We start from the raw sequence: 15,169 nt of genomic DNA on the forward strand, positions 1-15,169 counted from the left end.
CGGAAACGGGGCCGGGCCGACGGAGCCGGCGGCCGGCGAGGACGTGGTGGGTTGCGCCGTCAGTCGAAGACGCCCTGGTAGATGTCCTTGATGTTCCAGTGGCCGGGTGTCGGCACGGGTTCGTTGATCATGGGTACGTCGAGCACCGCCGGCCGGCGATTGGCCAGAGCGGCGCGCAGCGCGCCGGCGAACTCCTCGGCGCTGGCCACGGTGTGGCCGTCCGCGCCGCACGCCCGGCCGTAGGCCGCGAAGTCCGGGCTGTAGGGCAGGCCGTCCGGCCCGAGGAAGTCGCAGCCGTAGCTCTGCCCGAAGTTCGTCGCCTGCAGATCCGAGATCGTGCCGTGCGAGCGGTTGTTCATGACGACGAAAATCACCGGGGCGCCCTGCTCGACGGCCATCGGCACCGCGGGCAGTTGTGCGCTCATCCCGCCGTCGCCGATCAGGGCGACCACGGTGCGCTCGGGCTGGGCGATCTGCACGCCCACCGCGGCCGCGGGGCCGAACCCCATCGTCGAGGCGCCGCCCGGTGTAATGAACCGTCCCTCGTCGGGCAGCTCGTAGCACTGGGCCACGCCGTTCTTGTTCCACCCCACGTCGGTGACGAGGACCGCGTCGGATGGGAGGATCGCGCGCAGGTCGGCCAGGATCCGTTCGGGCCGCAGCGGGAACTGCGCGCTGGTGCCACGTTCCCGGCTCTCACTGAAGAGGGCCCGGCGTGTCGCGGTGATGGTCTCCCGCAGCCCGGTCCGTTGCCGCGCGACGGGCTGCCGGTCGCGGACAGCCGCCTCGATGGCCGTGACCGCGTGGGTGACGTCGGCGACGGCACCGACGATCACCGGGAAGTTCCGGCCGATCTCGGCCGGGTCGATGTCGATCTGGATGAGCTTGCCGGGTGGAAACTGCCAGGTGTGCCTGCGGTCCCAGGAGCTGGCGTCGGTTTCGGCGAAGCGCGTCGCCAGCGCCAACACGACGTCGGCTTCCCGGGTGTGGCGGTTGGTGATCTCCAGGCCCCAGAAGCCGGGCATGCCAAGCAGCAGCGGATGACTGTCGGGCAGTGTGCCCTTGGCCATCAGCGAGTGCGCGACCGGGATGTCGAGGTGCTCGACGAGTGAGCGCAGGGCGGCGAGTCCGGGCCCGCGACGGAGGCCGCCACCGAGGTAGACCAGTGGTCGTTCGGCGGAGACCAACAGGTCGGCGATACGCCCGGCGACATCCGCCGGCAACCCGGGGCGCTCCTGGGCCGCGAGTGGGTGTGCGGTGGCTGTCTCCGGCTCGACCGGGCGGGAGAAGTGGTCCATGGGCACACTCAGGAGCACGGCGCCGGGGCGCCCGGAGGTCGCGGTCCAGAAGGCGCGTTCGGTGAATCGCGGCAGATCGGCCGCACGGTGCACCTGCCAGGCCCGTTTGACGAACGGCCGGTAGATCGCGGTCTGGTCGGCGTCGGCGTGCAGGTTGACCTCCTGGTGCGGGTGCCGACCGTGGTAGTAGGACGGGATGTCGCCGGTGATGGCCACCAACGGAACGGAGTCCATGGCGGCGGTGAGCACGCCGGTGACCGCGTTGGTCATCCCGGGGCCGACGTGCAGGAGCAGTACGCCGGGTTTGCCGGTGGCCCGGGCGTACCCGTCGGCGGCGTGCGCTGCGGCCTGCTCGTGCCGGCTGATGACAAATCGGATACTGCTGCGCCGGATGGCGTCCAGCAGGGCGATGTTGGTGTGCCCGCAGGTCCCGAAGACGTATTCCACACCGTAGGCTTCGAGCTGCGCCACCATGGCTTCCGCTGCGGACACCCGGCGGTCGTCGGTCGTGGTGTCCACACGTTGATCGAGGCTCATCGCGTGCCCTCCTGGTCGCCGAACAGGGACATGCCGCGCAGCAGTAGTGTCTTGACCACCGTGTAGTCATCGACCATCCAGCGCGGCGACTCACGCCCGAACCCGGAGTCCTTGACCCCGCCGAACGGCACATGGTCGAGCCGGAAGTTGGATGAGCCGTTGACGACGAGGCCACCGACCTCGAGTTCGCGCCAGGCAGTCACGATCCGGCGGACATCGTTGGTGAACAGGCCGGCCTGAAGGCCGTACCGGCTGTCGTTGCACACGGCCACCACGTCGGCGAAGTCGTCGTAGGGCAGCACGCTGACGGCCGCCCCGAACACCTCGTCGCGGATCAGCCGCGCGTCGGCCGGTGGGGACGCGACTATCGTCGGGGCCACGGTCGCGCCGTCGCGCCGTCCACCGGTGGTGATGGTCGCACCGGCGTCGGCCGCTTCGGCGGCCCAGGCGACCACGCGCTCGGCGGCGTCGTCATCGACCATCGAGCCGACGTCGGTGGCCGGATCGAGCGGATCGCCGACGACGAGTCTTCGCACCTCGTCGGTGAAGGTCTCCAGGAACTCGTCGAAGCGTGCCCGGTGGACGTAGACACGTTGCACCGAGATGCAGCTCTGACCCGAGTTGCTGTAGCCGGTGGCAGCGCAGATGCGGGCGGCGGCGGCGACATCGGCGTCCTCGCACACGATCGTGGCGGCGTTGCCGCCGAGTTCCAGGACCAGCCGCTTGGCGCCGGCCGCTCGGGCGACCGCCGCGCCCGTGGTGGCGCTCCCGGTGAAGCTGACGACCCCGACGTCCGGCGCGGCGCAGAGCACGCTGCCGAGGCGGCCGTCGCCGTGCAGCACCTGGACGGCCTCCTGCGGCATGCCGGACTCCAGCAGGAGCGCCACCACGGCGGCGGACGCCGCCGGTGCTTGAGGTGGTGGCTTCACGATCGTGGTGTTGCCTGCTGCGAAGGCGGGGGCCAGCTTGTGGGCCAGCAGATTGGCAGGCGCGTTGAACGGCGTGATCGCCAACGCGACTCCGACGGGTGCGCGATGGGTCAGGGCGGTCGTGCCCACGCCCCGGGCCCAACCGGCGACCGGCAGCACCTCACCACCGATCCGCCGCGCCTCGGCGGCGGACACCGCGAAGGTGTCGGCCACCCGGTCGATCTCGTTACGCCCGTCCCTGATCGGCTTGCCCAGTTCCAGCGCGAGCAGCCGAGCGAGACGGTCGCGCTGCGCGGAGGCGGCGACCGCCGCCCGCTCCAGCACCTGGGCGCGAGCTGACGGAGACATCCGGGCGACAACCTTTGCGCCGCTGCGTGCGTAGGCGAGCGCGGTGTGGGCGTCCTCGTCGGTCGCCTGCCGGGCGGCGCTGACGGTGCTCCTGACCCACGGACCGACCCGGGCGGCACGCGCCCCGTCCGTGATCCACTCGCCGGCGATCAGGCAGCCGACCTCGGTCACATCGGGAGGTGCCACAGTCTTGATCCGGTCGTCGAGCATCGCCCCTCCTGAAAGGTGGACCGCCTGGTGGTACCGCTGGACCGCTGTGTGGACTAGGTGTAACGTACGGGCGGCGAGGGCCCCTGGCAATAGGTGATGCCAAATCTGTTACAGGGGTGTGAACCCAGACGGAGGACCCGAGACCATGGCATCCGTGGCCAACCAAGGCCCGCCCCTGCGACGCTCCGCTCCCGACGCTGCGGATGCCGGCGGCGTCCGCAGCGTCCAGCGCGCGATGGAGATCATGTCCCTGCTGACCGAGCATCGCCCCTCGGTCACGATCCGGGAGATCGTGGAGCAGACCGGGCTGGCGAAGACGACAGCGATCCGGCTGGTCCAGACGTTGGAGCAGAACGGTCTGCTCTGGGCAACCAGTCACGGTTACACGGCGGGGCCTGGGCTGTGGCGTTGGGCGCATCTGGCCCACCGCAGTTGGGAGGTGCCGGCCGACACACGCCAGCTCATGCGCGAACTCGCGGCCACGCACCGCGAGACCGTCAACCTGTACATGACGCGTGATATCTACCGGGTCTGCGTCGCCCAGGAGGAGAGTCCCCAGGCACTGCGGCACGTGGTACGCGTCGGCGACGAACTGCCGATGTGGGCTGGCGCGTCGTCCAAGATCCTGCTCCGCGACGCGCCCGAGGCCCTGCTGGGTCGCATCGCGGCGACCGCACCCGACGGCGCGTCACACGTGGCGACCCTGCGCGAATGGATCGACGACGCCGCGTTGAAGGGCTACGCGACCAGCGCCGGCGAACGGGAACCGGGCCTGTCGGCGGTGGCGGTGCCGATCGGCGGGCGATCCGTTCCCGTGGTGGCGGCCCTGTGCCTCAGTGGACCGACCCTGCGCTTCACACCCGAGCGGATCGAGACCTTCGTCGAGGCCCTGCGTGACGCGGCGGCCCGCCTGGCGGAGAAAGGCTTCGATCACCCACTCGCAGGCTAGTCGCCGGCTGGCGACACCCGGCTTCGGCCGCCGACACCGACCGAGGGGCATACAACATGGACGAACGACCGCTTCACGGCATCCGAGTCCTGGACCTGACGAATGTCCTGGCCGGGCCCTACTGCAGCTACCACCTGATGCTGCTCGGCGCCGAGGTCGTCAAGATCGAGAAACCGGGGCACGGCGACCTGGCCCGCCGACTCGGGCCGGAGCCCGCGCTGAACCACACCGCGATGGGCGCCTCGTTCCTGGCCCAGAACGCGGGTAAGAAGTCGATCGAGCTCGACCTGAAGGACCCGGCCGACAGGGCGGCCCTCGAGAAGATGGTCCTGGGTGCAGACGTGCTCCTCGAGAACTTCCGGGCCGGAGTGCTCACCCGGATCGGCTACGGCTGGGACGTGTTGCACCGGATCAACCCGCGCCTGGTCTACTGCGCCATCTCGGGCTTCGGGCAGACCGGCCCGATGAGTCAGGCGCCGGCGTACGACCAGATCATCCAGGGCCTCTCGGGGATGATGAGCATCACCGGCACACCGGAGACGGCACCGTTGCGGGTCGGTTTTCCCGTCTCCGACTCGGTCGGCGGTCTCGTGGCCGCCATGGCGATCTGCGCAGCGCTGACCGGTCGATCCCGGACCGGCGAGGGTGTCTTCCTCGATGTGTCCATGCTGGAGGCGTCGTTGTCGGCCATGGGCTGGGCGGCGTCCAACTACCTCGTCAGCGGCGTAGCACCGGAGCCGATGGGTGACCAGAACGCCACCGCTGCGCCGTCGGGGACGTTCGACGCCGCGGACGGTCCACTCAACATCGCGGCGAACCGGCAGGAGCAGTTCGAGGCTTTGTGCCGGCTCGTTCAGCGCGAGGACCTCGTCACCGACGAGCGGTTCGCCGACCGGGAGGCGCGCAAGACCAATCGGACGGCGCTCAACCGTGAGATCAACCATGCGCTCCGGCAGCGCCCAGCTGTGGAGTGGGAAGAAGTGCTCTCCGGCGCGGGCGTACCTGCCGCGCGGATCCTGACCGTCCCGCAGGCGGTCCAGCTCGAACAGCTCCACTCGCGTGGCTTCTTCACCGATCTGCCCTTCCCCGGGCAGTCACACCGGACCCTACGGGTGAGCGGGAACGGCGTGCTCGTCAACGGGGCGCCGCTGCGGCCGAAATCGGCTCCGCCGCTACTCGGCGAGCACAACGGGGAACTCGGCCTGGCCGAGAACGCCAGCCTTGGCGCCACCGACGGGGTGGCGGCGTCGTGAGCGGGTCGCCGACAGTACGGGATGTCGCGGACTGGTGGGCCACCGCCGTCTCCCGCGTCGAGCCCGACGTCATCGAGCTGCGCGGCCGCCCGATCCAGGAGGTCATCGGCGACACGAGCTTCGTCGGGGTGATCTGGCTGCTGCTGCGAGGACAGCCACCGACGCGCGGTCAGGAGCGACTGTTGGAGGCCGCCCTTGTGGCCTCCGTCGACCATGGCCCGCACGCGCCGTCGATCGCGGTCGCCCGGATGGCCGCCACCTGCGGCATCGGCCTGAACAACGCCGTCGCCAGCGGGGTGAACCTTCTCGGCGACGTGCATGGCGGCGCCGGGGAACAGTGTCTGACCATGCTCGGCGAGGTGGCCGCCCGCCACGCGGTAGGCGCTTCGCTGGAGCATGCCGCGCAATCAGTCGTCGACGAGTGGCGCGCCCAGTCGAGGTACCTGCCCGGATTCGGGCACCGGTTCCACCACGTGGATCCCCGCCGCGAGCCTCTGCTGCGCCGGGTCGAGGAAGCGGTCGCCGACGGCGTTGCCGAGGGGGCGTACCTCAGCGCGGCGATCGCGGTCGAGGCGATCCTTGCGCGCGGACGCTCGCAGCCCGTTCCGATCAACGTGGATGGTTGCACGGCCGTCGTCTACGGCGAGTTGGGCTTCGCTCCCCCGCTTGCCCGTGGGCTGTTCGTGCTGAGCCGCAGCGTCGGGATCCTCGCGCACGCCTGGGAGGAAACCGGACAGGGTCGGCGCAACAAGGGCCCGATGCCGCCGACCATCACGCCGACATACCTGGGAAACGCCTGACGAACGCCGACCCCGACGCCGGTTACCCCGTGCCCGCGCACGGGGTGCACACGGCTGCCCGTCAGCACCTCGCGCTGCTGCGAAAACCCTTGCCCTGCAACGGTTTTCGTCTTGCCGGGGCACAGCACCGCCGATATATTCGGCGTACCTCTACACGGTACGAATGGACCACCTGACGGACCTCGTGCCAGGCGTCGAATGCGACGCCCACCACCACCACACGCCGTCCCTGCACAAGGAGCACTCATGCCCTTACGGCGTAACACCGTCCTCAGCGCGGCTCTCGGCGCTGCCCTCACCGCCGCTGTCATGCTCCTCGGCACCTCTGTGCCCAGCGTCGCCGAGCGGGCGAGGCCCCCGCAGAAGGACGGGGGCGCGGAGAACCTCGGGCGGCCCGACTACGGCGTCTGCCGTGGCACCGATCCCGACTGCTACCACGACTGGGGAAACTTCGACCCCACGACCGACGGATACCGCGTCCTCGTCTACAGCCGTACCGCCGGCCCCCGCCACGCCCACCTCGGCCCTGCCCTGGCACCCGGGCTCAACCCACCACTGACTCCGCAGCACGCCGCTCAGAGCGCCCTCGTCAAGCTCGGCGCCGAGCACGACTTCGCCGTCGACTGGACCGAGGACGTCACCCAGCTCTCCTCGCCGTCGCGCCTCTTCCGGTACAACGCGGTCATCTTCATGAGCACCACCCGCGACACGCTCGACGACGCCGCCCAGACCGCGCTGCGGCAGTACGTCCGCGGCGGCGGCGGCTTCGTGGGAGTCCACAACGCCTTCGGTACCGAGTACAACTGGGAGTGGTACGAGGGGCTGCTCGGCGGCGCCAACTACTACGATCATGGCCGCAACCAGCCCGGCACCGTGGTGACGACCAACCGGCGTGACGTCTCCACTGCCGGCCTGCCGGCGCGCTGGGACTTCGCCGACGAGTGGTACAACCTGGTCCCCTTCCCCAGTCAGGTCCGCGTGCTCGCCAAGGTCGACGAGTCGACGCTGCCCGAGGGACCACAGGGCGGCAGCGGGCACCCGGGCCACGGCGCCGACCACCCCGTCTCCTGGTGCCAGTACTACGACGGGGGCCGGTCCTGGGTCACCACGCTCGGCCACGCCGTAGAGGCCTGGACGGAAGCCCCCATGACGGGCGACCGGTACTTTCTCGACCACGTCCTCGGCGGCATCGAGTCCGCCATGGGGCGCGCACCGTTCTGCCGATAGTCGGCCGGCGCCGGGACGCGATGGCGCGTCCCGGCACCACACGGCGGTCCGTCACTGCACGGTCAGGTACGCCAGCACGACGTCACCGAGCATCGTCCGGTAGTGCTCGCGGCGGACGGGGTCGAGCATGTCCCGCTTGAAGATCGCATCGAAGGTATGCCGGTTGGCGATCCGGAACACGCAGAACGAACTGATCAGCATGTGGACGTCGACGGGGTCGACGTCGGCGCGGAACCGGCCGTCGACGCGGCCCTGCTCCAGGATGCGGGCCAGCACGTCAAGCGCGGGGTTGGCCAGCCCGGCCAGGATCTTCGAGCGGGCGATGTGCCGGCCCCGATGAACGTTCTCGATGCTGACCAGCCGGATGAAGTCCGGGTTGGCCTCGTGGTGGTCGAACGTCAACGCCGCCAGTTTCCGGATCGCGTCGCTCGGATCGAGATGCTCCACGTCAAGCTGTTGTTCCAACGCCCGGATGCCCACGTACGCCCGCTCGAGAACCGTGATGTAGAGCCGCTCCTTGCCACCGAAGTAGTAGTAGATCATCCGTTTCGTCGTGCGAGTCCTCGCGGCAATCTCGTCCACACGTGCGCCTGCGAACCCCTTGTCGGCGAACTCGGACGTGGCGACCGCGAGGATCTCCGACCGTGTCCGGTCCGCGTCCCGGGCGGCAGGCGCCGCGACGACCGCCGGTGTCCGTGGCATCAACGGCTCCTCCCTTCGGGGTGAAATCACTGTAGCCACCGAGATCGCCCCCGCCCCTTCCGCACACCACCGACCCCCGCGTATAAGTAACTAACCGGTTCGTACATTGTCGACTCGGGAGAGAATCTGGTGACACCCCACAACGGCCGCAGCTTCCTGGTCGGCCTCATCGGCGCCGGGATCGGCACGTCGCTGAGCCCCGCCCTGCACGAACGGCAGGCCGATGCGCTCGGGTTGAGATACAGCTACCGCATCCTGGACCTCGACGTCATGGGGGTGCCAGCAACGGCCGTCGGTGGGGTGCTGGCGGCGGTCCGGCTCGCGGGCTTCGACGGCGTCAACGTCACCCATCCGGTCAAGCAGCTCATCATCGAGCACCTCGACGTCGTCTCCCCCGACGCCGCTGCCGTCGGTGCGGTCAACACGGTGCTCTTCGCGGACGGCGCTACGGTCGGCCACAACACGGACCTGCCCGGCTTCGTTCGAGCCCTCACCACGGGCATGCCAGACGCGGCACTCGACCGGGTGGTCGTGCTCGGCGCCGGCGGCGCGGGCGCGGCCGTCGCCCACGGCCTGCTGTCGCTGGGCACGGGGACCGTGAGCGTGTTCGACACCGACGCGCGGCGTAGCGATGCGCTGGCGCGGCGCCTGACCAGACGGTTCGGCGAGCGTCGGGCCGAGACAGGACCGATCAGCAACCTGGCGGACGCAATCCGCGACGCCGACGGCCTCACCCACGCCACCCCGACCGGGATGGAGGGCCACCCCGGCCTTCCGCTCCCCGTCGAGCTGCTGGGACCCGGGCTCTGGGTCGCCGACATCGTCTACCGACCGCTCGACACTGAGCTGATCGTGGCCGCACGCGCCCGCGGTTGCCAGGTGCTCGACGGGGGCCGGATGACGGCCTTCCAGGCTGCCGAATCCTTCCGACTGTTCACCGCCGTCGAGCCCGACGCCGAGCGGATGCTGCGTCAGTTCTATGAACTCGTCCACCCCACAGCTGGAAGGCGGAGCACACATGTTCGTCACCAACGGTGACTCCTCGACCGGCCTGACCGACGGGGCAGGCACGGCCCCCCAGCTGACCATTGCGACCATCTGCCTCTCCGGGACTCTTGAGGACAAGCTGGCCGCCGCCGCAGCGGCGAGCTTCCACGGGGTCGAGATCTTCGAGAGTGACCTCATCGCCTCGGCATGGTCGCCGATGCGGATCCGGCAGGAGTGCGCCCGACGCGGCCTGCGCATCGCCGCCTACCAACCGTTTTCCGACTTCGAGGCGGTGCCACCCGACCTGTTCCGCGCCAACCTGCGTCGCGCGGAGCGCAAGTTCGAGTTGCTCGAGCAGCTCGGCGTCGACACCCTGCTGGTCTGCTCGTCCGAATCGGCAGACGCGGTCGACGACGACGACCTGGCCGCCGAGCAGTTGCGCGAGCTGGCTGACCGGGCCAATCGGCGCGGTTTGCGAATCGCGTACGAGGCCCAGGCCTGGGGCAGGTTCGTGAACACCTACGCGCACGCCTGGCGAATCGTCCGGCACGCCAACCATCCGGCCCTCGGCCTCTGCCTCGACAGCTTCCACGTCCTCTCCCGTGATGACGACCCGTCCGCCATCCGGGCTATCCCCGGTGACAAGGTGTTCCACCTGCAACTCGCCGACGCGCCCCGACCGAGGGGGGAGGTGGTCGAGTGGAGCCGACACCACCGGCTGCTGCCCGGGCTCGGCTCGTTCGACCTGACCGCCTTCGTCGGCTACGCCCTGGCGACCGGCTACGCGGGACCGATGTCCCTTGAGGTATTCAACGATGTCTACCGGCAGGCGGACCCACGCCAGGCCGCCATCGACGGCATGCGCGCGATGCTCGCCCTCCAAGAGTCCGTGACGGCCAAGGGTCCCACGCCCGTCCGGCAACGACTGCGGGCACTCGGCCTGCGACCCACCCCAAGCCTGGGTGCGCACGTCTTCACCGAGCTGGCCGTCGACCCGATCTCCGGCCCTCTCATTGCGCGGGCCCTGACCGCACTCGGCTTCGCCCACTGCGGACAACACCGGTCCAAGCCGGTGCAGCTGTGGCAACAGGGCATCGCCCGGGTTCTGCTGAACTTCGCACCACAGCGCACCGTCACCGCCGGCACGGCCACGATCTGCGCGGTGGCCGTGGAGAGCAGCGACCCCACCGCGTCGGCCGAACGCGCGGAGCAGATGCTCGCACCCGTACTGCCTCGCCTCCGCCAGCCCGAGGAGGCCGACCTCAGCTCCGTGGCCGCACCCGACGGCACCGCCGTCTTCTTCTGCCGCACCGGCGCGGACGGCAGCTGGCTCGACGACTTCGTCTCCACCGGCACCACTGCCCGTGACGACGGCCTGGTCACCGCCACCGATCACGTGTCGCTCACCGCGTCGGTCGACGACTTCGACCACGTAGCTCTCTTCTACCGCTCGGTGCTCGGGCTGCGCTTCGACGCCACGACGGAGGTCGCTGCGCCGTTCGGGCTGATTCGCAGCCGGGGGGCCGCGAGCCCGGACCAACGCTTCCGGATCACACTTAACACAGCGCCGCTGCGACGCGGCAGTTGGGCACCCGCCGTTCCGAGCCCGCAACATCTCGCCTTCAGCAGCGACGACGTGATCGCCAGCGCGAAGGCGATGCGCGAACTCGGCGCTCCCGTACTGACGATTCCGCAGAACTACTACGACGACCTCGACGGCCGACTCGCCCTGAGTCCGGAGCTACTCGCGGCCATGCGCGAGCACTCCATCCTCTACGACCACGACGCACACGGCGAGTACCTGCACTTCCACACCGAGATGCTCGGCTCCCGCGTCTTCTTCGAGGTGGTGCAGCGGATCGGCGGGTATGCCGGTTACGGCGCCACCGACGCTGCCCCCGTACGTATGGCCGCTCATCGACAACGCCGCCTGATCGCCCTACGGGAGACGCCCCAGCCACCGAACGTCGCGACGCACGACTACTCGCTGGCGCACCTGACCGCGTTGAGCCTGTCTCCACCGGAGCTCGTGGAAGCCGCCTCAGAGGCCGGATACCGCTACGTCGGTCTGCGCCTCACCCGGGTCACGCCGCAGGAGCCCCACTATCCCCTTGCGACCGATCCGGCACTCATGAGGACGACGAAAATACGCCTCGCCGCGACCGGAATCGACGTTCTGGACATTGAACTGGCACGGATCGGCCCGCACGAGGACCCCCGTGACTTCGAACGCTTCCTCGAAGCCGGTGCCGAGCTCGGCGCCCGACACGTCATCACCCAACTGCCCGACCCCGACCGGGCCCGCAAGATCGACCGGTTTGCCCAACTGTGTGAGCTGGCTCGACCACTGGGCCTCACCATTGACCTCGAATTTCCGTCATGGACCGAGACGCCCGACCTGAGCGAAGCGACCCGGGTACTGCGGGCCGCCGGGGCGCCCAACGCCGGCATACTGATCGACCTCCTGCACTTCGCCCGATCCGGATCCAGTCTGGCCGACCTTCGTGAACTGCCAGCCGACTGGCTCCACTTCGCGCATGTCTGCGACGCCGCAGCTACCGTGCCTGCCACTGTCGAGGGGCTCATCCACACGGCACGCTTCGAGCGTCTCTTTCCGGGTGAGGGCGGCATCGACGTGCGCGGCATCCTCGCCGCCCTACCGCCCGGAATTCCCTACGCTCTGGAGATCCCTCGGGCGACCCTGGTGGCACAGGTGGGCGCCAAGGAACACGCTCGGATGTCGATCGCGGCGGCACGCCACCACCTTGACCACGCCTCAGACGCCCACCTGCCCACGCGGGCGGCGTGAAGGCGGCAGCCTTCCAGGCAGAGCCCTCGCCCCGACCCGAACGCCTGCTGGCGACTGATGCGTCTACCGCATCTGAGTTGATCAGCGATGCTCTGCACAGGTAGCAGCGGCGGCGCAAAAAGGAACTTGCCTGACAGCGGCAGAAGCAGATGGCGGTCCGATGGCTTCATCGTCGCCGCCGACCGGCCAGAGGGGCATCGAACAGCGCCCTATGTCGCCTGCTGGGCAGAACCGTGGAGCACTCCGCGGGAATCAGGACGCTTGACCCGCCCGTCTATCCCGGTACGTTCGATCCGTTCACCCCGAAGCACCGCGACCTGGTTGCCCGTGGTCGGGTGATGTTCATCGTGTTGCTGGCGGTGAACGCCGACCAGCGACGAACCGCCGAGGCCACGGCCAGGGTGGTACGCGTGCACGACGCGATACCAGCAGCCTGGGGCCATGTCGGGGTGGACACCTGGACCGGCCTGACCACTACCTACTGCCTGCGCCGCGGTGCCACGATCGGAACCATCGCCGGGTGGACCCGGTGGTTACGTCCAGAGGCTCGATCAGTTTACGACGGGTGTCGGTGGTGTCGGGATGGTCGGTGCCCAGCACCCGTTCGCGAACCGGTAGCAGCGCGGCGAATTGGGCTCGGGAGTCTTCGGCGTCGCCCGCTTTCCCCGTCCAGAAGGCAAGTTCGTGCTGGCTGCCCAGAGTGTCCGGGTGTTCCGGGCCTTGGACGCGTGTGCGAACGGGGACGAGTGCGGCGAACAGATCTCGTGCGGCGGCGGCGTCGCCCGCGGCGCCGATCCAGAACGCAAAGCCATGGCGGGTGGCCAGGGTTTCGGGATGTTCCGGGCCGAGGACGTGCTCACGGATGGGCAGCAGCGCGGCGAACCGGTCGCGAGCAGTGGCGGCATCGCCTGCGTATCCGATCCAGCGCGCCAGGTCATGTTGGGCGTACAGGCAATCTGGGTGCTCCGCACCGAGCACCCGGCGGCAGCTGTCGGCCACACCGATGAGCAGGTCACGGGCCGCCCTGGCATCGCCTGACCAGCCGGTCCACTGGGCCAGCCGATGCCGGGTAGCCAACGTGTCCGGGTGTTCGTCGCCCAGTACCCGTTCCCGGACCGGTAGCAGCGCGGCGAACTGATCGCGGGCAGCAGCTGAGTCGCCGGCCCGGCCAGTCCATTGGGCGAGCCCCTGCCGCGACGCCAGGGTGGCCGGATGTTCTGGGCCGAGGATGCGCTCATGGACGGGCAGCAGTGCCGCGTACTGGTCACGGGCCGCCACGATGTCGCCAGTTTCCCCGGTCCAGCGGGCCAACTGGTTACGGGTGTCAAGGGTGTCCGGATGGCCGGCGCCCAACGCCCGTTCCTGGACGGACAGTAGCGCGGCGAACCGATCGCGGGCGGCAGCCGGATCGCCGGCGAATCCGGTTGTGTATGCCTGGCGGTACCGGGTGGTAAGGGTGTCGGGATGGTGCGCGCCCTGCTCCCGTTCTCGGATCGACCGCAGGGCGTTCAGATGGTCGAGGGCTACGGCGTAGAGCCCGGTGGCGTTGAGGTGACGGGCGGCGTTTTCGGCGATGCAAGCGGCACGGATGATCAGGTCAGTGTCGGTGGTGCGGGCTGCCTGGGTCAGCAGGTGGAAGGCATGCGGGGCAACGGCCTGCCACTTTGGCCACTGCCCGGAGTCGTCCGGGTCGCCGTCGGCGAATCCGGCCAGCAGTGTGACCGCGAGGCTCAACTGGGCCACCGGATCAGTGGCGGCGCGGATGAGGGGATGTAGGCGCAGGCTCGCCGCGTCCGACTCGCCATGTTCGACGGTGATCAGACCAAGTGTGGCCAGGGCGCGCAGTATCTCTTGCGTATCGCGTGGATTCAACGGTGATCCCAGCAGCCCGGTCGAGATCGGCGCGTCGGCGAAGGTTGCGAGGAGCCACAGCAGCGACCGGGCTTCAGACAGGCCGCGATTGTCGAGCAGGTCGAGTGACATCTCCAACGTTCGGCTAACGGCCTCGCCGATGCTGGACTCGCCGAGCGGATCGATCGCGGCCTGATAGGCCGCGAAGGTGGTCGGGATGCCGGGTAGCCGCAATAGCTGTGCGTCGGCCAAGGCCCGGCCGGCCAGGCCGAGAGCCAGCGGCAGGCCGCCGAGACGCTGCGACAGTGCGACGGCCTCCCGTACGCCGCCCGCGTGTTTTCCGGCATGTTCGATCAGTACTGCCGCACCGTCGGAGGCGGACAGCATCGTGATCTGGTGCAACCGGCACCAGGAGGTGTTCCACAATTCGGGGTCACCGTCACGAGTCGTGACCAGTAGGAGGCCCCGACGGTTCGGTACCGGTCGGACCCACCCCCGTGCGGCCGTGACCGGCTCGCCGTCCAGTCCCAGTAACCGGGTGTCGTCGGCGTTGTCGATGACTAGTAGCCAGCGTCCGGGAACGGCGGACAGCAGCGTCCATAGCAGATCCGGGGCGCCGGTCAGCCCGGACCAGGCCCGCTGTATGTCGTGATCGGAGGCGCCGAGATCGGCGACGAGCTGCCGCATTCCGGTCTGCAGGGCGGTGGCGTTCGCCGCCGAGACCCACCAGACTTTTCCCTGGCGATCGGCGAATCGCCTGGCCACCAGCTGAGCTACAGTGCTCTTGCCTGCACCGCCCAAGCCGTGCAGCACCCGTACCCGCGCCGCTGGCCGGTACCGCCGGCGGACGAGCCTGACGAGTTCGCCGACCAGTTCGTCACGGCCCCGCGTGTGTGCGGCGGGCTCCGGCGCGGTCAGCGAGATCATTCCTGGTGTGGCCGGAGGTGCCGCCACGGTCGGCGCTACGCCGCGGGCCGGCTGCTGTCGGCGCAGCGCCAAGGCGCCGAGAACAACTTGGGCCATCCCGAACGCCAACCCAGCTACCGCGATAAACCCACCGGTCCAGCCCGCCTGCCCATTGGCCTGCGCCCGGGTTGTGGTGAAGAGCCAGTACCCGCCCATCAGCAGAAATACCGCACCGCTGACGATAAAGATCCACCGTACCCATCGACGGTTCCGTATCACGCGTGGATGGTAGCGGGCGGGCTGTCTGCGGTTCGGCACAGCGCGAGGACCCTTTCCCCACCACGGCCTCAAACGACTGTAAGC

At 69.4% G+C, this 15,169-nt stretch carries 10 protein-coding genes; 6 read left to right on the top strand and 4 right to left on the bottom strand.

What is annotated here, in order from left to right; translation table 11 throughout:
* Positions 1–59 precede the first annotated feature (59 nt).
* Positions 60–1,835 (bottom strand): thiamine pyrophosphate-binding protein, encoded by a 1,776-nt coding sequence (locus ACQP0U_RS21895; RefSeq protein WP_433310094.1) that lies wholly within the window; start codon positions 1,833–1,835, stop codon positions 60–62.
* Entirely contained in the window at positions 1,832–3,322 is a 1,491-nt protein-coding gene (locus tag ACQP0U_RS21900; RefSeq protein WP_433310096.1) for an aldehyde dehydrogenase family protein, read from the bottom strand. Before ACQP0U_RS21900 ends, ACQP0U_RS21895 begins: the two co-directional genes overlap by 4 nt.
* 154 nt (positions 3,323–3,476) lie before the next feature.
* Between ACQP0U_RS21900 and ACQP0U_RS21905 the strand changes: the two genes are divergently transcribed.
* The 4 genes from ACQP0U_RS21905 (at position 3,477) to ACQP0U_RS21920 (ending at position 7,551) form a co-directional block, all read left to right on the top strand.
* Positions 3,477–4,271: an IclR family transcriptional regulator gene (locus ACQP0U_RS21905; RefSeq protein ID WP_433310099.1), complete on the top strand. Its 795-nt coding sequence runs from the start codon at positions 3,477–3,479 to the stop codon at positions 4,269–4,271.
* A 56-nt stretch (positions 4,272–4,327) separates the two neighbouring features.
* Positions 4,328–5,524, top strand: coding sequence for a CaiB/BaiF CoA transferase family protein (locus tag ACQP0U_RS21910; protein ID WP_433310102.1), 1,197 nt, complete (start codon positions 4,328–4,330; stop codon positions 5,522–5,524).
* Entirely contained in the window at positions 5,521–6,324 is an 804-nt protein-coding gene (locus ACQP0U_RS21915) for a citryl-CoA lyase (protein WP_433310104.1), read from the top strand. Before ACQP0U_RS21910 ends, ACQP0U_RS21915 begins: the two co-directional genes overlap by 4 nt.
* A 246-nt stretch (positions 6,325–6,570) precedes the next feature.
* Positions 6,571–7,551 (top strand): ThuA domain-containing protein, encoded by a 981-nt coding sequence (locus tag ACQP0U_RS21920; protein WP_433310107.1) that lies wholly within the window; start codon positions 6,571–6,573, stop codon positions 7,549–7,551.
* A gap of 51 nt (positions 7,552–7,602) precedes the next feature.
* On the opposite strand, the gene ACQP0U_RS21925 is transcribed toward ACQP0U_RS21920, so the two are convergent.
* Complete coding sequence (locus ACQP0U_RS21925) at positions 7,603–8,253, bottom strand: TetR/AcrR family transcriptional regulator (protein ID WP_433310109.1); 651 nt, start codon at positions 8,251–8,253, stop codon at positions 7,603–7,605.
* A gap of 129 nt (positions 8,254–8,382) precedes the next feature.
* Here ACQP0U_RS21925 and ACQP0U_RS21930 point away from each other — a divergent pair, with 129 nt between their 5' ends.
* Together ACQP0U_RS21930 and ACQP0U_RS21935 are read left to right on the top strand one after the other, a co-directional pair.
* Entirely contained in the window at positions 8,383–9,291 is a 909-nt protein-coding gene (locus ACQP0U_RS21930) for a shikimate dehydrogenase (protein WP_433310111.1), read from the top strand.
* Positions 9,272–12,049 carry a TIM barrel protein gene (locus tag ACQP0U_RS21935; protein ID WP_433310114.1) on the top strand — a complete coding sequence of 926 codons (2,778 nt, stop codon included), beginning with the start codon at positions 9,272–9,274 and terminating at the stop codon, positions 12,047–12,049. Before ACQP0U_RS21930 ends, ACQP0U_RS21935 begins: the two co-directional genes overlap by 20 nt.
* A 474-nt stretch (positions 12,050–12,523) precedes the next feature.
* Here the strand turns inward: ACQP0U_RS21935 and ACQP0U_RS21940 are convergent, their stop codons facing one another.
* Positions 12,524–15,085, bottom strand: coding sequence for a tetratricopeptide repeat protein (locus ACQP0U_RS21940; RefSeq protein WP_433310117.1), 2,562 nt, complete (start codon positions 15,083–15,085; stop codon positions 12,524–12,526).
* Between the last annotated feature and the right edge of the window lie 84 nt (positions 15,086–15,169).

It is taken from the genome of Micromonospora sp. CA-269861, assembly GCF_050948505.1.
Classification (GTDB): Bacteria; Actinomycetota; Actinomycetes; order Mycobacteriales; family Micromonosporaceae; genus Micromonospora.